This window comes from Bifidobacterium scaligerum, from assembly GCF_002802865.1.
GTDB lineage: Bacteria > Actinomycetota > Actinomycetes > Actinomycetales > Bifidobacteriaceae > Bifidobacterium > Bifidobacterium scaligerum.
Window position 1 is genome coordinate 22,607 of the sequence record NZ_PGLQ01000009.1, and the last position, 25,532, is coordinate 48,138.

Here is a 25,532-nt window from a genome sequence, read left to right on the forward strand (position 1 = left end):
GTCCAGAGGAAAAACCCTTCCATCTGGGAAAACGTACGCTGAGTGTCAGTCAGCGTACGTTAGTCCAGATGAGGGGTCTTTTAGTCTGGAAGAACGTACGCTGAGGAGACCGACGGTCCGGATAGACGGGTTGTTCGGTCGCCCGCCCAACCCGAATCAGTCGTCCGAGCGGCGGCGATGGGTGCGGCAGTAACCCATGTAGCAGGTGCCGGACAGCAGCAGCATCAGCACGCCGACGCCCAGAATCGCCGGAAGTCCGCGGCCGCCCGCCATCGGCAGAGTCGGGGTCGCGTAGTTCGCCAGCAGGTAGCCGCCGTCACTGCCCGTCTCGAATCCGGGTGCGAGGGCCGCGGCGCTGCCCACGCTCGTCTGCCCGCTTGCGGTGATGATGGTGGGTTTGTGGATGACGAGCGTGCTGCTGCCTTGGTATGGTGCGGTCACCGTGATGGCCCACTGGCAGTGCGGCGGCGCGAATCCGTCCGGGGTGCCGGTTTCGACCAGCCGATAGGTGCCGACCATCAGGCCGCCGAGCGCTATCGAACCGTCGTCGCCGCTGGTCTTGGCCTCGCCCACGCGCTTCCAGTCGGCAGCGTTGGCGGCGCTGGTGTTCGATTGCGCGCTCGCATCGGTACTCGCGTTGGCGGCAGAATCGTCCGTAGCTGTGCCCGTTTCTCCAGTCGAGCCGGAAGCCGCGCTGTCGATCGCATCCGGGTCGATGAGTCCGGCAGTCGGTGCTGAACCGGAACCGACCCAGCGGTAGAGCGCGAACGTGGCACCCGCGAGCGGTTTCACATCACCCGAACCAGAGCCGCTCGACCCGTCCACCTTGGTGAACGTGAACGTCGCCGTATCCGCCACCAGTCCGACGCGTGTGTATCCGAAGTCGATGTTGTTCACCGCGGTGGCGGCCGTACCGCCAGCCCCAGTGCCAGTGGTGGTGGTCTTCACATGCGTGCCGTTGTAGGCGTGTGCGTCGGCGTCCACATACCCGGCCACCTCGGTCGGATCGCTGGGCGCGTTCATCACGAGCGTCACCTGTACGGACGAGCCGCCGGCGAGTTTCGCTTCGCTGCCGTCCGAGGCCCGGCTCAGGTCAATCGCCACGGCCTTGACCTTGGAATAGTCGTAGGTGCCGTGGTCAGTCTCGTCCCCCACGGCGGGCGGCGTGCAGTCCTCCCAGATTGCGGTGTCCGTCAGGTCGCGGTTCGCTTCGTTGGCGGCCCCGGTCGGCCCGAACAGATTCAGGCCGGCGACCTTGGAGCAGTACACTTTCGGCGCGAACCCTTGGTCGATGGCCTGCTGCACGTTCACGCTGCTGAGCGTGCCCCGCCAGCGCGGCGTGCTAGCGTCGACCGCCGTGTCCGAGGCGGACGTGTCGGAGCTCAGGTAGTTCTCCAGCGAATCGTAGAGCACGATGCCGCGCGCGGTGGTGCTGGGCGTGGGCGTGTAGCGCAGACGGTATTCGTACTGGCCGGCGGCCCGCACCATCACTTCGTTGTTCTTGCCGTTGGTCCAGTCGAGCTGGGTGCCGCCGCGCACGTGCTTCTCCAGGCCGGACGAGGCGACCGTGTCGAAGGCGATGGTGGTGCTGGCCGCCTCGTAGAGGAACGTGAAGTTTGTGTTCATGGTGTCGAGCTTGCGCATGGCGGCGCGCTCGTCGCTGCTCCAGTTGTCGCCGAGCGTGGCGTCCGACAATCCGGTCAGGTCGTCGTTGTCGTCGCCGTCGGCGATGCCGCCGTTGTAGGTTTCGTAGGCCACCACGTTGTGCAGGTCCTTGGCGTTGTCCTTGTAGCCGAGATCGTTGGCGTCCTGCCAGCTGATGTAGGAGTCGAACCGCAGCGTCATGGTGGATTTGCCGGCGTCGCCGTTGGTGTACCGCAGGTTGGTGTAGCCGTCCGGTGCTTCGGCTTCCACTTTCAGCAGCGTGCGTCCGGATCCGCGATAGTTGGGGTAGGCTTTCGCGGTGAGAATGGTCATGACGGTCGTGTCGTCTACGGCAGTGACCTTCACGCTGTCCACATCGGGCGTCACGCCGGTGGGCAGCAGGTCGTAGAAGGTGCCGCGCTGCTGCGGGGTGGCCCAGTTCTTGTTCATGTACTCCTTGCTGTAGTCGCCGGTCTCGCCCATGGTGACCTTGTAGGGGATCTTGACGCGGCCGTTGACGGCGTCGCTCGTCCAGTTGCCGTCGATGGTCTTGCTTTTGATGGATTCCATGGCGAATGGCGTCAGGCGCTGTATGGCTCTGGCGTGGCAGATGGGCGCTCCGGTCGTTGTGCCCGCCCATGGTGGTCCGGAACGTCCGAATGCGGTGTCGTAGTCGTAGTATTGTTCGTCGCTGTTGAACGGGTCCACGTTGAATTGGCCGTGGTAGCCTTCGAACTGCCACTGGTCGTAGTCGCCCCAGTAGGGTGTGCAGGAACCATAATCGTTTCCGGTGATCTGCCGCCAGTCGAAGCCGGCGATGCCTTTCTTGCCTTGCTCGATCTGGTCCTGCGTGCGCACCACCATCGTGTTGTAGTCGGTGAGCGTCACGTAGTCATCGCGCAGTTCGTCGGTTGTCGCGGTTTTGGCGTCGGTGAGTTTCTTGAGCAGCGTCTTGACATGGTCGCTGGTCATGAGCGTGATTCTCACGCCCAGGTTGAGCTCCACGGCGGCTGCGGTCTTGGATTCGTACACGGCCTTGATAGCGATGAAATGGTCGAAGGGGTTGAGCTGCCAGGTGGCTCCGTTGGCCATTGCCATTTCGTTGACGCCGCCGTCGGCATAGCCGAGGTTGCCGCTGATGGGTTTCCATGCGGTGGTCCATTGCTTGGTGTCGTAATTCCATGTGGCGCTCAGGCCGTAGAGGTGCAGTTTGTCGGAATCCTTGTTCTGGTAATCGGTCCAGGGGTCGCGCACGGTCAGTCCCCAGTTGCCGGTGTCGTCCTGCGCCCAGTCGTATACCGTCCAGCCGCGTGCCGATTCGCTGAACTCGACGTCCGATGTGTCGCAGTAGCTTGATTGTGTTTCCGAGCAGCCCGTGGGGATGGTGATCGAGTCGATGTAGAAGTCGTCGGGTTGCAGTTTGGCGTAGCCTTGCGTGGGGAGGGTCGGATCGCCTTGGCGGTCCGGTTCGGTGCCGCCCTGTTCCATCTGGCGCGGGTATTCCTCGCCGAAGAGGAAGTTGTCGTCGATGAATTCATGGCGCACGGTTTTTTGGCCGTATTCGGATTGGTCGGTGGGTGCCGTGTATGACGCGCCTCCGCTCGCGCTGCCCGCTGCGGTGGTCAGGCCGTAGGCCCGGGCGGCGTAGTGGTTTTTGAACATGGTGGGATGTACGGCTTTGCCGATGTCAAGTGCGGTAAGGCCGCCTGTGATGGTGCATTCGGTGGTGGGGTGGTCGAAGTCTTCGTAGTTCGAGTAGTAGTCGCCGCAGGATTTGTCGAGGCGGTAGATGTCGCCGTCGTATGCGAAGGAGTTGTTCTTGATCTCCTGGTCGGCGGTGTTGCTTTTTTCGGTGGTGATGCCGTCGTCGTCGCCGGTGACCTTGCCGGTCACGCTGTTCTCGAACGTGTAGTTTTCGTCGGTGGGCAAGGACTCGCCGTCATAGTAGGTGACCACGTAGTAGGTGTAGGTGGTGCCGGGCGTGATGCTGACCGTGTAAGGCCCCGGGTCCCATGCGTCGCTTATGGGAGTTCCGGCGGCGTTCAGCAGGCCGAGTACGTCGCCGCCCAGACTGTCGGTGATGGTGTCGGTGATTTCGGCGGTGCCCGGTTGGGCGCCGGTGGCGGAAAGCGTGACCTTCCACTTCACATAGTGGTAGCCGTCGATGTATGCGCCGCTGTCGACCCAGTCGCTGGGCAGGAAATCCTCGGTCTCGCCCACGCTGTCGTAATACTTGAAAATGCTGGAGATGGTGATGCCGGTGTCGTTGGTCCCGGTGATTGGCGGGGTGGTTTTGGTTTCGTCGCTGCCTTTGATGGTGGCGCTGGAGGTGATGGAGCCGGTGCCTTTGCCGGCGTAGTCCTTGTCTGGCTTGGTGTTTTTGTCCGGCACGTCGCCGGCGGTGGCTGTGTAGGTGACTTGGATGCTGAAGGTGTTGGCTGCCGGGATGTCGATGGCGTTGGTGACGACGTACTCGTCGGTGGATTCGTCGTAGGTGTACTGCAGTCCGGTACCGGTGTTGTAGTTGGGTGCTTCTGGGACGGGAAGCTGCGCATCGCCGGTGGGTTTGCCGTCGCGTCCGGTGAACAGGTGGGCGGGAATGCGCCATTGGAGGTCGCCTGCGGGGATGGTTTCGCCGCCGCCGGCGCTGGACTGGCCGGACGAGGTGAGATCGAACTGGGCCGTGGCCGAGAGGGTGTCGTAATAGCCGCTCGGCGTAAACGTGATCTGGCCGGTGCTCGGGTCGATGGTGCCGTTGCTGGACGACTTGATCCATTGCGCCGTCAGACTGGTCACGGCGGAGGTGGCGCCTTCGGCTAGTGCGGTGGTGGGGCCGGGGCTGATGATGACGCACAAAGCCGTGACGACGAACGCTGCGAGCATGGTTGACAACGCTTGCAACTTTTTGGCGGTGAATCGTAGCTGTGGGGTTCTCTCCATTGCTCTCTCCCTCACGTAGGCATAGCTCGTCAATGAGTAGTACCGCATACGTATGCACATCAGTATACATGGGAATAATGGGGGATGTATATACGGCGATTATGTGCAAATGACTGAAAATACTTGGATTTGTTAGCGCAAACATGCAATCGGAAGGGAGATGCTGTGATTTCTCTTTCGAACTGTGGACATGCCGAGTAGAAAAATGACAACGTTCGCGGTACACTGTCAACGTGACGGAGGTCATGCAAACAATGCCGTGGTTCAGTTAGCAAACGAATGCAAGATTTCCGGAAAAACAAACGTCACATAACGCCAAGCGACGTGCATAACCCTCAAAGCTGAGCTATGCACCAGCTGACTGCAGAGCTGCACAAGCCGCACAACGGCAAACGGCTCAGCAACAACTCAACAAACCGCAAACGTCAAACAACGACGCACAAATCAACGGCAACGCGAACCGGGCTGGACCGCAATGGTAAGGCGGTCACGGTGAAGAGAGAGCACCGAAGCCCGTGATGCGTGCAGCAGCGCAAAACACAGCGTCGCAAGGCGGAAGTACAGGAGATGAGGTAACCGTGATTCGCGAACATCGCAGGGGAGGCATAACGGCCGGGTGCAAATCCGTATCCGCCGCGATTCTTGCCGTCTCAATGATGCTCGCCACAGCCGTAGCCGGTGCCGTCACAGCCCCTTACGCCGCCTACGCCGACAACGGCACATCTCCTGCAGCCGCCGGAACGGCAGACATTTGCGTGCCAGAAACCCATAATCTTGGTGACAGCAACGCCACGGGTGCCATGAACGACACCGGTGTGGCCACCTATGTGGGCCGCAACTTCTTCGTCGGCACGCCTACCACCGATTCCAACAAACTCAACGGCAGCGACGCACCTGGCCCCGACGGCTCGTACGCCGCGGAAATCGAAGGTCTGACGGTAGTGAAGGGCGATGCATTGCTTCACCCATTGAAGGGCTTCTTCTCAGTCGGCACTGTTGCGTTCGGCTCCCAGTTCACCCCGCCGGTCAACAGCACCGTGCTCGCCGTAGGTGGTCAGGACAGCGGGTTCGACCAAGTTGCCAACGGTGCGAACGTGAAGACGATGGCTTGGGGCACCGCGGCTGGTCTGAACCAGAAGATGAATGCCTCGAAACAGCAGATTACGGGTTACAACGCGAAGCTGGCCGGTACCACGACCCAGGCATGGGGCACGAAAACCGACAGCGTGTATCCATACAGCTACGAGAAGGGCAACGCCGGCGGCGCAAACACCCCGTACGTGGCATGGAACGCCGATGCGAACGGCGCCAACGTGCTCGCCAACGTGAACGGCACCGACTACTCCGGCCAGACCGCCGCAAACGTGCAGCTGTCCACCGAGCTTGCCGCCATCCCGCAAAACGGCACGGTGGCCGTTTCCGACGCGCCGTCCATCAACGGCTACACCCGCTATAAGTACGACAATTCCCAGTCGTTCTCCGGCTTCAATCACAGTGAGAAGCTGCTCACCTTCACCGGTGACGGCCAGTCCCTGCTGCAGTCGTTCACCATCGATGCCGACCTGCTGAACCAGATCACCAATGCACAAGGCGTGAGCTACTGGTTCCGCAACATCCCGGACAATGCTTCCGTAGTCGTCAACGTAACCGGTACGAACAGCGGAACCAACGTCGTGTTCCAGAACGGCTGGCGCTTCTGGTGGGGCGGCAACGCGAACGCCAACATCACCGACGGCGACGTCAAAGAAATCTCCAACGGCTACGTCAACGGCAACGCGAACGCCAAAGCCTACGCCCATGCCGCGCAGGCGATCATGTGGAACTTCAAAGCAATCCCGTCCGGCAGCACACTGAAGATCCTCGGCGGCCAGAACACCACGAACAACGACGACCCGGCCGCCGCCATGCTCGGCAGCATCCTCGTGCCGTACGGCAGCTTTGAATCGCACGTGACCACCAACGGCCGTGTGATGGTCGGCGAGGACTTCGGCATGGCCAACCCGAGCGTGGCGAAGAATTTTGGTGCCAGCAATACGCCTTCCGCATCCATCATCGACATGGATCAGGAGCGCCACAACCTGCCGTGGAATGGCTCGTACACTTCCGAATGCTCGGTGATCGGCTGGCAGAAGGTCGACGCGGCGAACATGACCACGCCGCTGGAAGGCTCCCAGTGGGGCATCTATGCCAGCGAAGCGGACGCCACGGCTGGAACCAACCAGATTCTGTTGGTGGCTGATAACGGCAATAACGATTCCGACGCCACTGGCGGCACCATCAAGGTGCGCAGCCTCAATCCGAACGCCACCTACTACATCAAGGAACTCAAGGCGCCGGCCGGCTACCAGGCGAGCGACAAGATTTACACCGTCACCACCAGCGCGCAAGGCGAAACCGTCAACTGGGTGAGCGGTGTTGCCGGCAGCAGCGAAACCATCACCGACGGCAAGATCGGCAATACAGTCGCCGGCGCAAGCATCACATGGGCCAAGGTGGCTGACGGTAACGACAACGGCACCGTAACTAAGGGGCTTTCCGGCTCCGAATGGACGCTCACCAAGAAGGCCAGCGGCACTGACCAGCAGAAGAGCTGGATCATCCAGGACAACACGTATGCCGTCACCGGCGTGACCGTGACAGACAAGGACGGCAAAACCGTCACTGCGCTCACCATGACCGAAGGCGACACCACCGGCCTGACCGCCAAAGTCACCCCGGCCGGTGCCAGCCAATCCGTGACGTGGATTTCCAGTGTGCCGACCGTCGCCGATGTGAACGCATCCGGCGGTGTGATGGCCTATTCAGCCGGTCAGGCCACCATCAAGGCCTGTGCGGTCTCCGATGCGACCAAGTGCGCCCAAGTGATCGTGACCGTCAAGACACCTGCTGTGAACTCGATCGAAATCCGCGACGAGAACAACCAGACAGTCGAGGCCAGCGACACCCTCAACATGAAAACCGGCGGTGCGGTGAATCTGACCGCCGTGGTCGATCCGGCCAAGGTAAAGGCCGTGTGGTCGTCGTCCAATCCGAAGATCGCCACGGTGAATGCAGCCTCCGGTGTCGTGACCGGCGTGGACACCGGCACCGTGACCATCACCGCGAAGGCCGGCGACAAAACCGCCACCGTGAGGGTGCGCGTCACCGACGATCAGAACACGCTCGTCTACGTCAAGAAGTCGGTGGTTTCCGGCTGGAATGACGCTTGGCTGTACTACGGCGTGAAGAACACATCGGCGGATAAGTGGACGTTCGTGCATCTGGAGCAGAGCTGCAACACCGACTATCTGTATGCCGAAGTGCCGCGACTGGGCGGCAGCAACGGCTTCGTACTGCACGATGCGAACAACAATGCGAGCAGCACGAACTGGTGGCCGGGCGGCACCGGTAAGGATGTGATGTTCAACAACCGCACGATCATTGTGATTGATTCGTACGATGCGAACAACAAGTACGCGGAAACCGCACCCGCCTGCACGTATGTGGCCGCTTCCGCCGCTGCCGCGCAGGACGATGCTGCTCAGGCTGATGTGGCTGCGCAAGCAGCCGAGTCGTGGGCGCGGCTGGGCGGGCAGGTGCCCGGTGACGAGAGCGCTGAGGATGCCGAGGCCGCAGGTTCCGCAGAGATGACTGCCGACAAGGCCGCTGACGAGGCCGAACCTGCCGACTCCGGCACGCTCTCCGACGGCCGTGCGCTCGCCGAATGCGGCACCGACAAGGCGTACCGTTGCGACATCAACGGTACTGAGGGCATCTTCACTGTCAACGACCTGGCTGACGGCACATACACGTTGGTCGAAAAGACCGCGCCGAACGGCTACACGCTCAACGCCACCGTGTACGAGTTCACCGTGACAGGCGGCAAGGTCACGTGGGCGGGCGGCGCAAAGCCGAGCATCCTGACCGATGGCACCGCCGCGATCGCGGACAAGCCCACCGAAGTCAAGTGGTCGAAAAACGACAACAAAACCGGTGAACAGCTCGCCGGTTCGCAGTGGAAGATCGCCGCTTCCGACGGTCGTACCGACACGTTCTGCGTGGCCGACAACATCGGTGGCCAGTCCGACAAGATCGACGGTTGCGACGGTACTGAAGCCAAGGACTCCGACGAAACCGCCGGCGCATTTACCGTAAAGGGCCTTGCGTTCGGCACGTATCACCTGACCGAAACGAAAGCCCCGGCCGGCTACGATCGCATCGCCACGGTGTACACCATCGTCATCGATCAAAGCGGCGTCACAATCACCGACGGCAACGGCAAGGCCGTGACGTCGATTGCGAACAGCGAGACGCCGGTCGACGTAACGATTCCGGTGAAGAAGACCGTGAAGCACACCAGCTGGCCAACCGACGAGAACGGTGCGTTTGTGCCTTTTACGTTCAAGATCGCGGCGTGGGATGCGAACCAGCCCGGCTCGATTCCGGTGCCCAGCAACTGCAGTTCGCTTGACAACTGCACGATTGCGCTCGCACCTGCCGCCGGTTCGACAGGAGAGACTTCGGTCACCGGTACGTTCGGCAAGCTGACCTTCACCGAAGGCACGCTCGCTGATTCCGCTGGAACTGACGGCACGTATGCGAAGACGTACGTGTACCGGATTACCGAGGTTGTGCCGGCCGCCGCCGATCAGGTGGAGGACTTGCGGTACTCCAAGGCCGTGTACAAGGTCGAAGTGACCGTGCAGCACAAGAAGGCTGCGAACGGTACGCTTGCTGGCCTCGCGGTCAGCGCCGTGATGACTCGCGTGACTGACGACTTCGGTAACGCCGAATCCGGTGACGGTGTTGAGGTTGGCAAGATTCCTGCCTCCAACGATTCCAATACTTCGGGGGACGCTCCCGCCGCTGCCTTTGTGAATACGAAGGTGCTGACCGGATTGCCTGTTACGGGCATCGATTGGACCGGAAGACTGGTGCTTCTGGTCGGCGGCGGATTCATACTTGCCGGCCTTGTTGCCGCCGGCATCCATCGATTCATCACTCACCGGCGAGGGGAGGGAGACGCCGAGTCATAACCGCGTTGCACACACCCTGAACCTCATCACAAATGTAAGAACCTTTACACAGGAGTAGAGAAAGGAACAACCATGAACTCCCTGTTCAAGAAGGCGATCTCCGGAGCTGCGGCTCTGGGCGTCGCCGTCGCCGGCCTCGCGCTCGGCGCATCCTCCGCCTATGCGGCGGACACTGATCCGACCGAGGGTATGATTACCATCACAGGTGCCAAGACTACGCACAACTTCAGCGGTTGGCGTCTTGCCCAGTTGACTGATATCACCAAGGACGATGGTGGTACGATTAACGGCTTCCAGATTGATACCATCAATGATCGCGTCACCGACATTGAAACCGCGATGAAGGCGGTCAAGCTCGATGATAACGGTGCCATTTCCGCCACCGGTACGAAGAGCTTGTACACCGGCTACTCCGCAGATAAGAACTACTTCACTGCCGAAGGCAACACTACCGACAACAACCCGATGGGCTACTTGGCGGATGTGGCGTTCAAGGACGGCAACGGCACTTCGATGAGCGAGACCGTGGACCCGTGGGGTGGCGACAGCTCAACGCTGCGTGCCTTCGCTCAGGCGCTGTCCGCGCAGATTACGGCCACGGCTGATAAGACCTTCACGGTTGATGCCACTGCAACTCCTCAGACGGTTCCGCAAGGCCTGTGGCTGCTGAAGGATACCACTGCCACGTCCGACGATACGGCCAAGGAAGAGACCAACTCCATCCCGATCATCACGCCGACCAGCTTTGACGGCAAGGCCGGTTGGGGCACCATCGCCATCAAGAACACCACCCCGACCATTGACAAGAAGCTCGTTGACCCGAACGAGCAGGGCGGCTACACCGACAACACCAAGCCCGACTACGCCGTGGGCGATACCGTCACCTATGAGCTGACATCCAAGATCCCGACCTTCACCGGCTATGACATCGATCCGACGATGGCCGACTCCGACAAGACCCGCGTCTTCCAGATCATTGATACTGCTGATAAGTCGCTGACTGTCGCCGACCCGGTCACGAGCACTGACCCGGTTGTGTCTGTCAAGGTCGGCACCACCGAGCTTAAGTACGACAAGGACTACACCGTGTCCGTCGCGGATTACACCGGCACCGACACCAAGTACACCAACGGCCACGTGACCACCATCGATCTCGCCAAGTACGTGAACATGGCTGATGAGTCCACTTCTAAGACCAACGGCAAGATCGACGAAGGCGCTACCGTCACTGTGATCTTCCAGGCCAAGCTGAACGCCAACGCGAAGATCTCCGATGCAGACTCCAACGATCCGCAGGAGAACTGGAACCGCGACGATCTGCGCTACTCCAACAAGCCGAACGAAGTGAGCGACGCCCACAAGGTCCCCGGCAAGGAAGTTCCGGTCTACGCCTACAAGTTCAACATCCACAAGACCGACAAGGCCGGCACCAAGCTGCCCGGTGCCCAGTTCGTCATCAAGGCTGGTGCGGATACTTCCAACAACGGTAAGTACCTCGGCACGTACACCAACACCGCCGACGACAAGTCCGGCTGGACGTACGAGCCCGCCAAGCCTACGGCTTGCACCGCCACGCAGATCACGAATAACACCTGCACCACTGCTGGCGTCTTCGTGAGCGACGCCGATGGCAACATCGCGGTTGAAGGCCTTGACTCCGGTACCTACGAGGTCGAGGAGATCGCTCCTCCGGCTGGCTACACCACCGCCAACCCGCTGAAGTTCACCTTCACCATCACGCCGACTCCGGATACCACGGAAGGTGCCGGCCATGCGACCATCACGAACGTCAATCTGTCCCTCCAGAACAACGTCGATGAGCGCGTCACCACGGATGCGACGGACGGCAAGACCCTGAACATCTGGAACGCCAAGAACATCACTGAGCTGCCGAAGACCGGTGGCGTGGGCCTCGTGATGATTATCGCGGCCGGTGCCATGTTCATCGCCGCTGGTGGTCTGTTCGCCCTTCGCGCTCGCCGCAAGGCCTGACGTGAATCCCTGAATGATGCCGGCGGAGGTCTTCTCTCCTTCATTCCTTCGCAGCATCATTCCCGCCTCTGGCGCGCGGCGCTGCTTCCTCTCCTGAGCGACGGCGCGCGCCAGAGGTTCTCTCATATCTGTGAAAACGCTATTTATTCGTCAACGTCCATCAACAACAATCTGAATCGCGCCAAAGGAGGTGATGATCATGACCACAGCAGTCGCAAGCACAAACACAAACAGTCGTAACGACAAATCGAACGAAACCAGCGAAACCAATCAAACGGGCGTCACAATCAGTCGTAAGACCAGCGAATCCAGCACAGGCACAAGCGAGGTCGGCAACACAGCCAACGACCACTGCAAACCCAGCAAGCCCAACGCAAGCCGAGACAAAGGCTCCCTGCTGTTCAGCATCCTGTCCGTAGTGTTCCTGCTGATCGGACTGGCCATCATCACCACTCCGTTTGTGATGCGCGCCATCAACGAATACCGGCAAAACAACACCGTGCAGCAGACGCAAAGCGAGGTTGCCAACTGGCCGTACCCACAGGCTGAGAACAAGCTCAAAGCTGCGCGCGCCTACAATCAGCGGCTTGCCGCAAGCGGGCAGACCACCATCGGCGAGGTCCAAGACCCCTTCACCAGCAACGCCGGCCAATCCACCACCTCCGACGCGGACGATTCCCTGGCCGCCAAAGACACCGAATACCAGAGTCTGCTCGACACCGGCCAAGGCGTGATGGGATCCATCCGCATCCCCGAAATCGACGTGAACCTCCCCATCTACCACGGCACCAGCGACGATGCTCTGGCCGTGGGTGCCGGCCACCTGTACGGCACCTCGCTACCGGTGGGCGGCCAATCCACACATTCCGTAATTACCGGGCATCGCGGGCTGCCCGGCTCGCTGCTGTTCACCCGCCTCGACGAATTGAAGGTCGGTGACTCGTTCTACATCGACGTTATGGGTGAAACCCTCGGCTACAAAATCGACCGCATCACCGTGATCGAGCCCAGCGACTCCAGCAAACTGCGCATCACACCCGGCGAAGACCGCGTCACCCTGATGACCTGCACGCCCTACGGCGTCAACTCGCACCGACTGCTGGTTTCCGCCGTCCGCGCCGAAATCCCCAACGAGGTGCCCGCGCCCGATGAAGTGCACGGACTCAACACCACGTGGCTGGCGTTGGGCGGCATCGCGGCCGCCGTGCTGGCCGTGATCGTGGCGACGGTGTTGCTTCGGCGTCGGCGGCGTGGTCGGGAGCGGATCGCCGGTGGTGCCGGTCGTGGACCCAACGTCTCTCTCCAGGCCCGTCACGCCGCTCGCCGCGGCTGACGGTCTCCCCCTGTGCGGCCTCTCCTTTGTGCGAATTTGACTCACTGAGCTCGCGTCAGTGAGTCAAATTCGCGAAGAGGATTCCACGAGGCAAGGTGGACGAGATAAGGCGACCTTCAACGCACCGACGTTTGCAATCGTTGTCAATTTGAGTTACCGTATGATGCGAAAGGCTTAGGCATTGGCCTGTAAGACTGCTGGAAACTCAGTGTAGAGCGGCTTCCGGGTAGTAATGCAAACGATAGGCAATCATAAAGCGTACAAGGAGTCTGTAATGACAGATGAGCAGAGTAATGGCGCGTTCGCCGCTACGGCAGCCAGCACAGGTGCGGAAGAAACTACAGTGATTGATATGGATACAAAGAAAAACGTGGCGGCTGCGGCAGATATGGGGAAGTCGGCGGCGGCTAAGACGACCACAACGGCCACAACGACCACAACAGATGCGGAAGCAACCGCACAATCCTCGCAGTCTTCCGAAACAACCCAGCGCACGGAAAGCGCGGCGCGACTGGCCCGCCCGCTGATCAGGCTCGCCAAGGCGTCCGGCCTGGCCACTTCATTTATTGACCAGCTCGGCACCTACACCGAAATCAGCGACGAAGCGCTGATCGCCGTGCTTAAGGCGCTCGATGTGGACGCCTCGACCCCCAAAGCCGTGGCGCAATCCATCGAGAACCTCGAAGCCGCCGAACGCGCGCAGCTGCTGCCGCCCACCATCGTGGCGGTCGTCGGCAAAAAGACCCGCATCAAACTGAACTGTGCGCCTGACGCGGACGTGAACATCAGCATCACGCTCGAAGACGGTTCGGCGTTCACGGACTTCACCGTACTGCCGAACTTCAATGCCGATCGTCCGGTGCTGACGCTCGACGCCGACCTGCCGATGGGGTACCACACGCTGACGGCCACCGTCGTCGCGCCCGATGCCGCAACAACCGCAGCCGATGCCCCCGCAAGCACCGCAATCCCGGACACCCGCACCGGCACCGCCACCATCATCAACGCCCCCGAGCGGATCCCGGTGCCCAAAGCGGTGCAGGAACACCACCGCTGGGGCTGGATGACGCAGATGTATTCCGTGCGCTCGCACGAATCATGGGGCGTCGGCGACTACGGCGACCTGAAGCGCATGCTGGCCGACGCGGCGCACAAAACCGGCGCGGACTTCATGCTCATCAACCCGATTCATGCCGGCGCCCCGATCCCGCCGCTCGAACCTTCGCCCTACTTGCCGGAATCTCGCCGATTCCTCAACGTCACCTACATCCGTCCGCAGGACATCCCCGAATACGCCACGCTGAGCGCCGAAACCCGTGCGAAAGTCGACGCCTTGCACGCCGAAGTGGCCGCTCGCAACGAGGAATCCACGCCGATGGACATCAACGCGGCATGGGATGCCAAGCGCCCCGCCCTGCGCCTCATCTTCGACGCCGGCCGCAGCGCTGAACGCGAACAGGCATTCGAAGCCTTCAAAGCCGCGGCTGGCCCTGACCTCGACTCCTTCGCCACATGGTGCCTCTGCTTCGAGGTGTGGGGCGCTCCGTGGGGTGAGAACCGCTGGTTCTTCGAGAACACCATCGACGACCCGTCCGTGCAGGAGTTGGTCGCCACCCACCGCGATCTGTTCGAGTTCAACCGCTGGCTGCAGTGGATCGCCGCCGAACAGGTGACTGCCGCCCAGCAAACGGCCACGGACAGCGGCATGGCGTTGGGCCTTATGCAGGATATGGCGGTCGGCGTGCATGGCCTCGGCGCGGACGCCTGGGCCAACCCCGAGCGCTTCGCCACCGGCGGCGTAACCGTCGGCTGCCCGCCGGACTTCTACAACCAGCAGGGACAGGATTGGGGTCAGCCGCCGTTCAACCCGCGCTACTTGGAAGCCACCGGGTACCGGGTGTACCGCGAGATGGTGCACTCCATGTACGAGCATGCGGGCGCGGTGCGCATCGACCATATGCTCGGCCTATTCCGCCTGTGGTGGATTCCGCAGGGGCTGGGCGCGCGCAACGGCGCATACGTGATGTACAACCACGAGGCGATGCTGGGCGTGCTCGCCATCGAAGCCACTCGTGCCGGCGGTATGGTCGTGGGCGAGGACCTGGGCACCGTGCCCGACTACGTGCGTCAGATTCTCGCCGAACGCGGCGTGCTCGGCACGGACGTGGAATGGTTCTCCCGCGAGAATGACTCCCCGAACGCCGGCGACCCGTACAAGGGACCGGAAGAGTACCGCAAGCAGGCGCTTGCCTCGGTCACCACGCATGACCTGCCCCCGACCGCCGGGTACCTGACGTTCGAACACGTCAAGTTGCGTGAGGAACTGCATCTGCTCAGCGAGCCGGTGGAGGAGTTCGCGGTGGCCGCAATGGCCGAACGCACCGCCATGATGAACCGTTTGGTGGAGAACGGCTACATCAGCCAGTCGGTTGCCGACGACGTGCCCGCCCACATTCAGGAAATCGTCGAGGCGCTGCACGCCATGCTTACCGATACGCCGTCGCTGCTGCTGCAGGCCGCGTTGGTGGACGGCGTGGGCGAGACGCGCTCGCAGAATCAGCCGGGTACGTCCAGCGAATACTCCAACTGGCGTGTGCCGCTGGCCGACGGCGAAGGTCACGTGGTCGCGTCCGGCGACGTATTCGACCTGCCGCGCGTGCAGTCGCTGGCCGCCGTGATGCGCGGCGAACGCAAGTAACGCACGTGTCGCGAGTAGCGCACGGCCGCCCGCCTCAACCGAGAGGCCTCGCTTTCCCCGGTACCTAGGAGTACTCAGGTGAGCCAAGGCCTCCCGCCCGTCACGTCTACCGTACTTTTCGCACGATTCGACTGTTTCGCGCCGGTTTTTGTGGGGCTTATCGTACTTTTCGTGCGATTCGATCGTTTCGTACCGGTTTCAGCCGCGTCTATCGTACTTTTCGTGCGAATCTGACAGTTTTGCGGGCCTACTGTACTTTTCGTGCGATTGGACTGTTCCCCGTCAGTTTTTGCGGGTGTAAGCGTACTTTTCGTGCGATTGGACTGTTTCGGGTCGGTTTTTGCGTGGGTTAGCGTACTTTTCGCGCGATTTGGTTGTTTCCTGTCGGTTTTGCGTGGGTAAGCGTACTTTTCGTGCGATTGGACTGTTTCCTGTCGGTTTTGCGTGGGTAAGCGTACTTTTCGTGCGATTGGACTGTTTTCCGTCCGTTTTTGCGGGGGTAAGCGTACTTTTCGCGCGATTTGGTTGTGTGGCTGCGGGGCTGGCTGCTGTGGATTCAGGCTGCCTTGAGGATGACGAACGACTGCGGCGGCAGAAGCAGCGACGCGCCGGATGCCGTAACGCATACGTCGGGCGACGATTCCCGGCCGAGGCTGGCCAGTACCGTCGCGTCGCTGGCGAACGCTGCCGGAACATCGATGGTTTCCTCGTCGCGCCCCGGGTTCATCGCAATCAACAACGATTCCGATTCGTTCGCAGCCGAACGGACGTACGCGAACGCGCGGCCGTCCGACGGCGCGGCGGCCACGTCGAACGCAGCGTACGAACCCAACGCAGGATGCTCGGCGCGCAACTTCAGTACCAGCTGAATCCAGTGCCACAGTGAATCCGGACGTGCCGTCGCCTCGGCAACGGTCGGCGGCACAGTGCCGCCCGACACCGCGCCGCCCGGCACCGCACCGCCCGGCACCGCGCCGCCCGGCACAGTGCCGCCCGACACCGCACCGCCCGGTACCGCACCGCCCGGTACCGCGCCGCCCGACACAGCGCCGCCCGGCTCGACCGGCAGATACAGCGCCTTAGCGTTCGCGGCCGCAGAGAAGCCAAGATTCGGTGTTTTCGCATCCCACTGCATCGGCGTACGGCTGCCGGTGCGCACATAGCCGCCCTCCTTGGTGGGCAGCGGGCGGTAGTGCATGCCGATTTCGTCGCCGTAATAGAGGAACGGGCAGCCCGGCATGGTGAACAGCATGCCGTACGCCACCTGAAGTTCGCGCTCGGTCAGTCGCTGGGCCGTGCGCAGAGTGTCGTGATTGCAGGTGATGAGGTCGAACAGTCCGCCGGCCCGCTCGGCATCGCGCAACTGCGGCAGGTACTGGTCGAGGAACGGCGTGATCGAAGTGCCGGAATCCGCGTTGAAATAGCTGGCGTCGTTCTCGTGGACCAATGGCGTATCGGTGTTGCGCAGCAGCATGTTGTAGCCGTTCGGGTTGCCGTCCCAGCGCCAGTCGAGGTAGAAGTCCATGTCGAATCCGGCTTGCATCGACTCGTGCGGGCGGCCCCATTCGGAAACGAACGCGGCGTCCGGAAACTCGGGGCGGATCTTCGAGAACAGATACTGCCAGGTGCGGATGGTGAAGGGCTTGCCGTCGTCGTCATGCTTGACGAGGCTGTCGGCCATGTCCACGCGGAAACCGTCTGCGCCGCGGGAAAGCCAGAAACGCATCGCGTTCAGCATCGCCTCGCAGGTGGCGAGGGCGTCCGGGCCGAGCGCCGGCTTCTGCCATGGGTACTTCGGGTGCGCGAAACCGTAGTTAAGCGCCGGCTGGCACTTGAAGAAGTTCAGGATGTAGGTGCCGTCGCGTTCGGCCTCGCCGCCGATGAACGGCAGTCCGTCGCCGCCGGCGATCCACGAGTCGGTCCAGATGTAGCGTTCGGAGACGTTCTCGCCGTCGCTCAGCGTGCGTGCTGCCGGGTCGGGGTGGCAGGAGGCGCGGAACCATTCATGCGCTTCGCTGGTGTGGCCGGGTACCAGATCGAGCAGTACGTGCATGCCGCGTTCGTGTGCGGCGGCGAACAGGGCGACGAGATCGTCGTTGGTGCCGTAACGCTCGGCTACGCGGGTGTAGTCGCGCACGTCATAGCCGGCGTCTTTGAAGGGGGAGTCGAAGCATGGATTGATCCACAGCGCGTTGCAGCCGAGGTCGTTGATGTAGTCGAGTTTGCCGATGATGCCGGGGATGTCGCCGATACCGTCGCCGTTGGAATCGGCGAAACTCTGCGGATAGATTTCATAGAATCGCGCTTCGGCAAGCCAGCTTGGGTGGGGGGATGAGATGTTGGAGATGGTATTTGTCTGGGTGTGTCGCGGTTGTGCAGTCATCGAAACTCCTTTGTTTTCGCGGGTTTTCGGCGGGTTGGCCCACTTGCAATACTACTGGTTTAGCAAATATTGCCAACGTATGCAAAAAAACGTGGTACGCTTACAAGCAACGATGTTCCGCAGCGTTGCAAACACGAAACATTTCAAGGCATAACCAAGATGATGCGAGCGTATGCAACACGATATCCAGCGATGGGTTGAGAACGTGTGCATCGAATCGAGAACTTTGGACGTAACAGGCCAAGAAAAGAGAAAGGATCGATCAATGATGATCAACTGGAAGAAGGCTATCGGCCTTACCGCCGCTGCCGCCATGCTGCTGCCGCTCGCCGCGTGCGGTGGCTCCGACTCCTCCAAGGGCGCTTCCTCCTCCTCCGAAGGTGGAGCCGTAACCCTGAAGGTCTGGGCTCCGCAGGAGGACCAGGACGGCGATAACTCCTGGCTGTCCCAGGTCGAGGCCAACTTCGAGAAGGCTCACCCGGAGTACAAGATCACGTGGAAGAACGACGTGGTCTCCGAGGGTGACGCCTCCAAGACCGTGCAGACCGATCCGGCCTCCGCCGCCGATGTCTACATGTTCGCTTCCGATCAGCTCGGCACCCTTCTTGACGCCGGCGCTATCGGCCAGCTCGGTACCGACGCCGCCACTCAGGTCAAGAAGCAGAACAACGACACGGAAATCAACTCCGTCACCGGTTCCGACGGCAACCTGTACGGCGTGCCCTACACCGACAACACCTGGTTCATGTACTACGACAAGTCCGCTTTCTCCGAGGATGACGTCAAGAGCCTCGACGCCATGGTTGCCAAGGCCCCCGTCGCCTTCTCGCTGTCCAACTCCTGGTACATCGGCGGCTTCTACTCCGGCCTGACCCTCTTCGGTGAGAAGGGCAACGATGCTGACGCCGGCATGGTCTTCCCGAAGGATTCCGTGGACATCACCAAGTACCTGGCTGGTCTCGTCGCCAACCCGAACTTCCATGATTCCGCCGAGAACTCCGGCCTCTCCGAGCTGCAGGCCGGCACCGTCAAGGCCTACTTCTCCGGCACTTGGGACGCCGCCACCATCAAGAAAGCTCTGGGCGACAACTACGCCGCTGCCCAGCTGCCGACCTTCACCGTCAACGGCCAGACCAAGCAGATGAAGTCCTTCGCCGCCACCAAGGCCGCCGCCTACAACCCGAACGCCAAGAACCCGAAGGTCGCCGCACAGTTCGCCGCCTACCTCGGCTCCACCGAATCCCAGAAGCTGCACTACGAGCTGCGTCAGATTCCGCCGTCCGACAAGTCCCTCGCCGACCTGACCGCCGACGATCTGGCTGCCAAGGCACAGTCCGACACCATGGCCAACACCGCCATCGTCCAGTCCGGTCTGTCCGGCATGAACGACTGGTGGGCCCCGGCCGAAACCTTCGGCAAGGCTCTGGTCAACAAGGAAGTCACCGCTGACAACGCTCAGGAGAAGACCGACGCTTGGGTCAACCAGGTCGGCAAGTACGCTGAGTGATCCCCTCGATGGTCAAACATCGATAATCAAACACTTGGGCGATACGTATACCCCCTAACTCCTTCGTACCGCCCAACGTAACTTTTCCAACTCAACAACTCAAACTCAATAACTCAACAAAACTGAATATCGAAAAACTGAACACATAACTGAACAGCCGAAAGGCACTGTGCTGGAGGTCCGTCAAAGGTACGCCAGTTGCGGGCGGATGATGGGAAACCGCGCATCCGCCCGCAATCCCCAGCACTTATCAGTGGTTTCATCTTCTTGTTTCTCCTCCTTCATTGCCAGGCAGAGCTCGGGCGACGTGCATGCGATGCCCGAGCTCTCCGTGGGTTTAGCGGGAATCCGCGTGTACCATACCGGCGACGGAGCCGCCAAGGGCGATGATGGGGAAATGTATCAACTAGTAATCGTTATTGTGAGAGGCGGTAGGGTGCGATGAGCACAGCAACCCTTTCCCGGCGGGAGATGAGGCTCCGCAAGAAAATGGGCGCCGATTATGTGGCTCCTTCTCCATATTCGGTGAAGGCCGCGCTGACCAAGGGCGACATTTTCACCAAGCTGTCCGCGGTCGTCTTTGGCCTCGGCAACATCGTTCGCAAGCAGTATGTCAAAGGCGTCGCGCTGCTGGCGCTCGAAATCGCGTTCATCGTGTTCATGATCACGAACGGCGCGAGCTACCTGAGCAAACTGCCCAGCTTGGGCACGCAGAAGCAGGGCAAGCAGCTGGTGGACGGCTTCTGGGTCTACACCGCCGGCGACAACTCCGTCATCATTCTGCTCTACGGTGTGTGCACCTTGGTGGTGTGCGTACTGTTCGTCTACCTGTGGACCATCTCCCTGAAAGCCGCGTACAAGGCCGAATGCCTGATGCGTGACGAGGGCAAGGCGCCGGGTGTGGCGGACGATTTCCGCGCGTTGACCGACCAGAAGGCCAACCAGCTGCTCATGTTCCTGCCCACCCTCGGCATTCTGGTGTTCACCGTGCTGCCGTTGATCTTCATGATCTCGATGGCCTTCACCAGCTACGACCACAAGAACCTGACCCTGTTCGACTGGGTCGGCTTCAAGAACTTCGCCGAAGTCTTCTCCAACAAGGGCGGCACCGTCAACGCCGGACTGTTCATGTCCGTGCTGGTATGGACGCTGGTTTGGGCGTTCTTCGCCACCTTCCTGAACTTCTTCCTCGGCATGTTCTTCGCGATGATCATCAACCGCAAGACCACCCGATTCAAGGGCTTCTGGCGTGCGTGCTTCTCGATGTCCATCGCCGTGCCGCAGTTCGTCTCCCTGCTGGTCATGCGCACGATGCTGCAGCCCACCGGCGCCATCAACCGACTGCTGATGGAGTGGGGTTGGATTGATTCCGCACTGCCGTTCTTCACGAACGCCACGTGGGCCCGCGTCACCGTGATCATCATCAACCTGTGGGTCGGTATTCCGTACACGATTATGCAGATCACCGGTATTCTGCAGAACATTCCGGCCGACCTGTACGAGGCGGCCAAGATCGACGGCGCGAACTGGTGGCAGATCTTCACCAAGATCACGATGCCGTACATCATCTTCGTGCTCACCCCGTACCTGATCACCACGTTCACCGGCAACGTGAACAACTTCAACGTGATCTACCTGCTGTCCGCCGGCAACCCGACGCCGGTCGGCTCGTCCGCCGGCAAGACCGACCTGCTGATCACCTGGCTGTACAAGCTGACGGTCGATAAGAACGACTACAACCTCGGTGCCGTCATCGGCATCATGACGTTCATCGTGCTCGCGGTGGTGTCGCTGATCACCTACCGCAATTCCGGTTCCTACAAGAATGAGGAGGCGTTCCGCTGATGAGCAACCACAGCATTCAGAAGGCTGAATCGCACAGCCTCATGCACGATGCGAAGAAGCGCCGCATCTTGGGCGACGTGCTTTCGCACCTGTTCCTCGCCGTCATGGCCGTGATCTGGCTCGTGCCGATCGTATGGGTGTTCGCCGAAAGCTTCAACAAGAACACCGCACCGTACACGAGGACGTTCTTCCCGACCGAGTTCTCGCTGGACAACTACATCGCGCTGTTCACCGACCGGTCCGTGCTGAACTTCCCGAAGATGTTCATGAACACGTTCATCGTGGCCGTCTTCGTGTGCCTGATCTCCATGTTCTTCGTGCTTTCGGTGGCCTACTGCATGAGCCGTCTGCGCTTCCGCACACGCCGCACGTTCATGAATGTGGTGCTGATTCTCGGCATGTTCCCGGGCATCATGGCCGTCTCCGCCATCTACTTCATCCTGAAGGCCGTGGGGCTGACCGGTGAAGGCCTGACCACGATCGCCCTGATTCTGGTCTACTCGGCCGGCTCGGGCGCAGGTTTCTACGTGATGAAGGGCTATATGGACACCATCCCGACCTCGCTCGACGAGGCCGCGATGCTCGACGGATGCACCCGCCTGCAGGTGTTCTACAAGATCATCATCCCGATCTGCAAGCCCATGATCGTCTACCAAGCCATCATCGGCTTCCTGACCCCGTGGCTCGACTTCGTGATGGCCAAGGTGATCTGCCGCACGCAGTCGAACTACACGGTCGCGCTTGGCCTGTGGCTCATGCTCGACAAGGAGTACATCCAGAACTGGTACGCGCGCTTCGCCGCCGCAGCCGTGGTGATCTCCATCCCGATCGCCATCCTGTTCATCGTCATGCAGCGCTTCTACCAGGAGTCGATGTCGGGGTCTGTTAAAGGCTGAGCCGTTAAGCGGACAGTCCAGTGGACTGTCCGTAGGCTCAGCCTGAGCGAGGCGATAGCCGAGCGAAGGTCGGTTTGAGTCTCGCCGGAGGCGAGTCCGAAATTGCTGGGCCGAAGGCGAGCCGTTAAGCAGGAAGCCCAGTGGGCTTCCCGTAGCGTCAGCCTGAGCGAGGCTCGTTCTTGCCGCCCCTGACACTACATACATAACTGAATGGCTCCCGCCGGATTCGGGAGCCATTCGCATATACATCAACAAAGGAGCTTCCCGTGCCGCAACCTGCTTCAATGGCAGTCGCCGATTGGACCCCAGCCGAGCCGGCGTTGCCGTGCCCCGACTACCCCGTGTATACGGATGGCGATCTCGGCGCGACGCCCGACGCCAAAGGCACCACGTTCCGTGTCTGGGCGCCTACGGCCAGCGGCGTCACCTTGCGACTGTTCGCTACCGGTTCCGCCGGCGAGGAGATCGTAACCGACCATGCCGGGCGGCTCATGGACATCACTACCATCGACGGTCCGTATGCGGCCGATGACGACCCGTGCGCCGCCGGACTCGTCGCCACCCACGAACTCACCCCCGGTGCGGACGGCACCTGGCTCGTCCGCTGCGACGGCGTCGGTCACGGCGTCTACTACGACTACATCGTGCGTTTCCCGGATGGCACCGAACATCGCACCGCCGACCCGTGGGCACGTGGCGCCGGCGTGAACGGCCGTCGCAGCATGGTCGTGGACCTGAGTCGCACGGATCCGAAAGGCTGGGACGAGGACCGTCGCCCGCACATCCCCAGTCATGATCTGGTCATCTGGGAGACCCACATCGGCGACTTCAGCAACGATCCGCACAGCGGCGTCCCATTCGAACATCGCGGCACCTACCTGGCCTTCACCTACCCGAACACCAGCGTGGACGGCGACGGCGAATTCCCGACCTGCGTGGCCTACCTCAAGCGTCTCGGCGTCACCGCCGTGCAGCTCATGCCGTTCTACGACTACGGTTCCATCGACGAATCCCTCGCGCGCGACGATCCGCGCCACGGCTTCAACTGGGGGTACGACCCGCTCAACTACAACGTGCCCGAAGGTTCGTACAGCACCGATCCGTTCGACGGCGAGGTGCGCATCCGCGAATGCAAGCAGATGATCCAGGCCCTGCACAAGGCCGGCATCAAGGTGATCATGGACGTGGTCTACAACCACATGTTCTCCACCGACAACTGGTTCGAGCGCATGATTCCCGGCTATGCGCTGCGCCGGCGCGAGGATGGCAGCTTCGCCGACGGCTCGGCCTGCACGAACGATGTGGCCACCGAACATCCGATGATGCGCAAGTACATCGTGGACTCCGTGACCTACTGGGCGCGCGAATACCATATCGATGGCTTCCGTTTCGACCTCATGGGCCTGATCGACGTGGACACCATGAACGCGGTGCGTTCCGCGCTCGACCAACTGCCGGGCGGCGCTTCGATTTCGATGCACGGCGAGCCATGGGCGGCTCGCGAGACCGCGCTCGTCAAGGGCACGATTCTGGCGGACAAGCGCGGCATGCCGTACCTGAGCCCGCGCATCGGCATGTTCTGCGACTCCACGCGAGACGCGGTGCGCGGCCATGTGTTCTACCAGAAGGTGCCCGGATACCTGACCGGCGCGGCAGCCGATTACGCTGACGACATCCGCCATGCCGAGGACGGTTGGCGCGGCACGTTAAGCGGTACCGCGGCCGTGGGCCAGCTCATCCAGTACGTGTCCGCGCACGACGATTTGACCCTATGGGACAAGCTGTGCGCCACGATGCGCCCGCTGCCGGTCGAGGCCGATTATGCGGCCGAAGGCGAGCGGTGCGAGGACCTGATGCATGCGAACCGACTGGCGGCTGGCATCGTGTTCACCGCGGCCGGCGTGCCGTTCCTGCTGAGCGGCGAGGAATTCGCCCGCACCAAGCACGGCGTCTCCGATTCGTTCCGCAGCCCTGTGGAATTGAACCAGCTCGACTGGCGTCGCGCGCAGCGGCTGAGCGGGCTGGTGGACCATTACGCGGCGCTGATTCGCTTGCGTCAAGGCAATCCGGCGTATTTCGGCGGCGCACGCATGATTGTGCCCCGCGACGACGAGGTGGTGGTGTTCCGCGTGGGCGACGATTGCGTGGCCATCAACCCCACCGGCGAGACGCGTGTGCAAGCCGCGGTGCAGCTGGAAATGCCCGGCCCGTACGACGAGGTCGCGAAGATCGCGCCCGACGATTGGCAGTGCATCTACTGCTCTGAGCCGGATGCCGCCCCCGCTGGCGTCGAGGATCGTCAGCTGCCGCTGCCGCCGTACAGCTTCACCGTGTGGCGGCGCTCGCGCTAACGCTGGCGCTCGCGCTCGCGCAGGAGCAGGCGCTGGTCCGATGAGGCCGTGAGACCTCTTCATTCATTATGAAAGGAATCCCATGCCTCAATATTCCGCTGTATTGTTCGACCTATACGGCACGTTGGTCGATATTCGCACGGACGAGTCGTCGGAGAGGGCGTGGACGGCCCTGTGCGATGCCTTGGCCATCGAATGTGGCGCGCTCTACCCTTCCAACGAGGCGTTGCGTGAGCGATTCGAGACACTTGCCTCTCCGGTTCGGGCCGCGGCTGAGAATGCGCACGGCGAATGGGGCGAACCCGATCTGCTGCCGGTGTATCAGGGATTGACTGCGCGTGCGGCGCGGCGTTCGACGTTGCGCGAGGCGTTGCGTCAGGCCGACGGTGCGGCCGGTGCGGGCGGCATACCAGACGGCATTTCGGGTGATGTAGCGGCCGATGTGGCGGACGTATCGGTTGCCCGTCGTCTCGCGTGGACGTTCCGCCGCGCCAGCACCAGTGTGTTGCGTCTGTACCCAAGCGCGCTGGAGTTGCTGGACCGATTGAAAGCCGCGGGATTGCGCGTAGTACTCGTCAGCAACGCGCAATCCTGCTACACCCGGCCAGAACTGGGGCTGCTGGGTCTTGACGACGCGTTCGATCGTATCCTCATCTCCAGTGAGGAAGGCGTGCGCAAGCCGTCGCCGGACATCTTCCGTCGTGCGTTGGCGCGTGAAGGATTGCGACCGGACCAAGTGGTGATGGTCGGCAACGATTCCGTTTCGGACATCGCCGGTGCCCGCGCGGCCGGCATCGACGGCATCTACCTGCGTACCGCCATCTCCCCGCCGGACGATCCGGACGTCTGCCCCGAAGCAGTTCTCTCCTTAACCGGCGCTGATTATGCTGGACTCGTACGATTCCTCGGCGTGCAATAAGCGAATTAC

General features: G+C 61.5%; 11 protein-coding genes. 9 read left to right on the top strand and 2 right to left on the bottom strand.

Going from position 1 to position 25,532, the window contains the following annotated elements:
* Positions 1 to 156: 156 nt before the first annotated feature.
* Positions 157 to 4,584, bottom strand: a complete 4,428-nt coding sequence (locus CUU80_RS09445) for a SpaA isopeptide-forming pilin-related protein (protein ID WP_100497088.1) — start codon at positions 4,582 to 4,584, stop codon at positions 157 to 159.
* A 578-nt stretch (positions 4,585 to 5,162) separates the two neighbouring features.
* Between CUU80_RS09445 and CUU80_RS09455 the strand changes: the two genes are divergently transcribed.
* The 4 genes from CUU80_RS09455 (at position 5,163) to malQ (ending at position 15,622) form a co-directional block, all read left to right on the top strand.
* Positions 5,163 to 9,599, top strand: coding sequence for a SpaA isopeptide-forming pilin-related protein (locus tag CUU80_RS09455; RefSeq protein WP_133119418.1), 4,437 nt, complete (start codon positions 5,163 to 5,165; stop codon positions 9,597 to 9,599).
* Positions 9,600 to 9,671: 72 nt separating this feature from the next.
* Entirely contained in the window at positions 9,672 to 11,591 is a 1,920-nt protein-coding gene (locus CUU80_RS09460; protein ID WP_100497091.1) for a SpaA isopeptide-forming pilin-related protein, read from the top strand.
* A gap of 199 nt (positions 11,592 to 11,790) precedes the next feature.
* Positions 11,791 to 12,924, top strand: a complete 1,134-nt coding sequence (locus CUU80_RS09465; RefSeq protein WP_133119419.1) for a class C sortase — start codon at positions 11,791 to 11,793, stop codon at positions 12,922 to 12,924.
* A 388-nt stretch (positions 12,925 to 13,312) separates the two neighbouring features.
* Positions 13,313 to 15,622, top strand: a complete 2,310-nt coding sequence (gene malQ / locus CUU80_RS09470) for a 4-alpha-glucanotransferase (RefSeq protein WP_100497126.1) — start codon at positions 13,313 to 13,315, stop codon at positions 15,620 to 15,622.
* A gap of 556 nt (positions 15,623 to 16,178) precedes the next feature.
* On the opposite strand, the gene CUU80_RS09475 is transcribed toward malQ, so the two are convergent.
* Positions 16,179 to 18,005: an alpha-amylase family glycosyl hydrolase gene (locus CUU80_RS09475; protein ID WP_100497092.1), complete on the bottom strand. Its 1,827-nt coding sequence runs from the start codon at positions 18,003 to 18,005 to the stop codon at positions 16,179 to 16,181.
* A 265-nt stretch (positions 18,006 to 18,270) separates the two neighbouring features.
* On the opposite strand from CUU80_RS09475, the gene CUU80_RS09480 reads away from it, so the two are divergent.
* The 5 genes from CUU80_RS09480 (at position 18,271) to CUU80_RS09500 (ending at position 25,523) form a co-directional block, all read left to right on the top strand.
* On the top strand, positions 18,271 to 19,512 hold the full coding sequence (locus CUU80_RS09480; RefSeq protein ID WP_100497093.1) for an extracellular solute-binding protein: 1,242 nt from the start codon (positions 18,271 to 18,273) through the stop codon (positions 19,510 to 19,512).
* Positions 19,513 to 19,983: 471 nt separating this feature from the next.
* Positions 19,984 to 21,357 carry a carbohydrate ABC transporter permease gene (locus tag CUU80_RS09485; protein ID WP_100497094.1) on the top strand — a complete coding sequence of 458 codons (1,374 nt, stop codon included), beginning with the start codon at positions 19,984 to 19,986 and terminating at the stop codon, positions 21,355 to 21,357.
* Entirely contained in the window at positions 21,357 to 22,253 is an 897-nt protein-coding gene (locus CUU80_RS09490; RefSeq protein WP_100497095.1) for a sugar ABC transporter permease, read from the top strand. The genes CUU80_RS09485 and CUU80_RS09490 overlap by 1 nt, the downstream gene beginning before the upstream one ends.
* Before the next feature lie 266 nt (positions 22,254 to 22,519).
* Positions 22,520 to 24,604, top strand: a complete 2,085-nt coding sequence (gene pulA / locus CUU80_RS09495; RefSeq protein ID WP_243388718.1) for a type I pullulanase — start codon at positions 22,520 to 22,522, stop codon at positions 24,602 to 24,604.
* 82 nt (positions 24,605 to 24,686) lie between these two features.
* Positions 24,687 to 25,523 (top strand): HAD family hydrolase, encoded by an 837-nt coding sequence (locus CUU80_RS09500; protein WP_100497097.1) that lies wholly within the window; start codon positions 24,687 to 24,689, stop codon positions 25,521 to 25,523.
* The last annotated feature ends 9 nt before the right edge of the window (positions 25,524 to 25,532 follow it).

What these genes read in the sequence shown, in the direction of transcription:
- CUU80_RS09465 (WP_133119419.1), top strand. Translation starts at nt 11,791, where the DNA reads ATGACCACAGCAGTCGCAAGCACAAACACAAACAGTCGTAACGACAAA.
- CUU80_RS09485 (WP_100497094.1), top strand. Translation starts at nt 19,984, where the DNA reads ATGAGGCTCCGCAAGAAAATGGGCGCCGATTATGTGGCTCCTTCTCCA.
- malQ (WP_100497126.1), top strand. Translation starts at nt 13,313, where the DNA reads ATGGGGAAGTCGGCGGCGGCTAAGACGACCACAACGGCCACAACGACC.
- CUU80_RS09475 (WP_100497092.1), bottom strand. Translation starts at nt 18,005, where the DNA reads ATGACTGCACAACCGCGACACACCCAGACAAATACCATCTCCAACATC.
- CUU80_RS09500 (WP_100497097.1), top strand. Translation starts at nt 24,687, where the DNA reads ATGCCTCAATATTCCGCTGTATTGTTCGACCTATACGGCACGTTGGTC.
- CUU80_RS09460 (WP_100497091.1), top strand. Translation starts at nt 9,672, where the DNA reads ATGAACTCCCTGTTCAAGAAGGCGATCTCCGGAGCTGCGGCTCTGGGC.
- CUU80_RS09490 (WP_100497095.1), top strand. Translation starts at nt 21,357, where the DNA reads ATGAGCAACCACAGCATTCAGAAGGCTGAATCGCACAGCCTCATGCAC.
- CUU80_RS09445 (WP_100497088.1), bottom strand. Translation starts at nt 4,584, where the DNA reads ATGGAGAGAACCCCACAGCTACGATTCACCGCCAAAAAGTTGCAAGCG.
- CUU80_RS09480 (WP_100497093.1), top strand. Translation starts at nt 18,271, where the DNA reads ATGATGATCAACTGGAAGAAGGCTATCGGCCTTACCGCCGCTGCCGCC.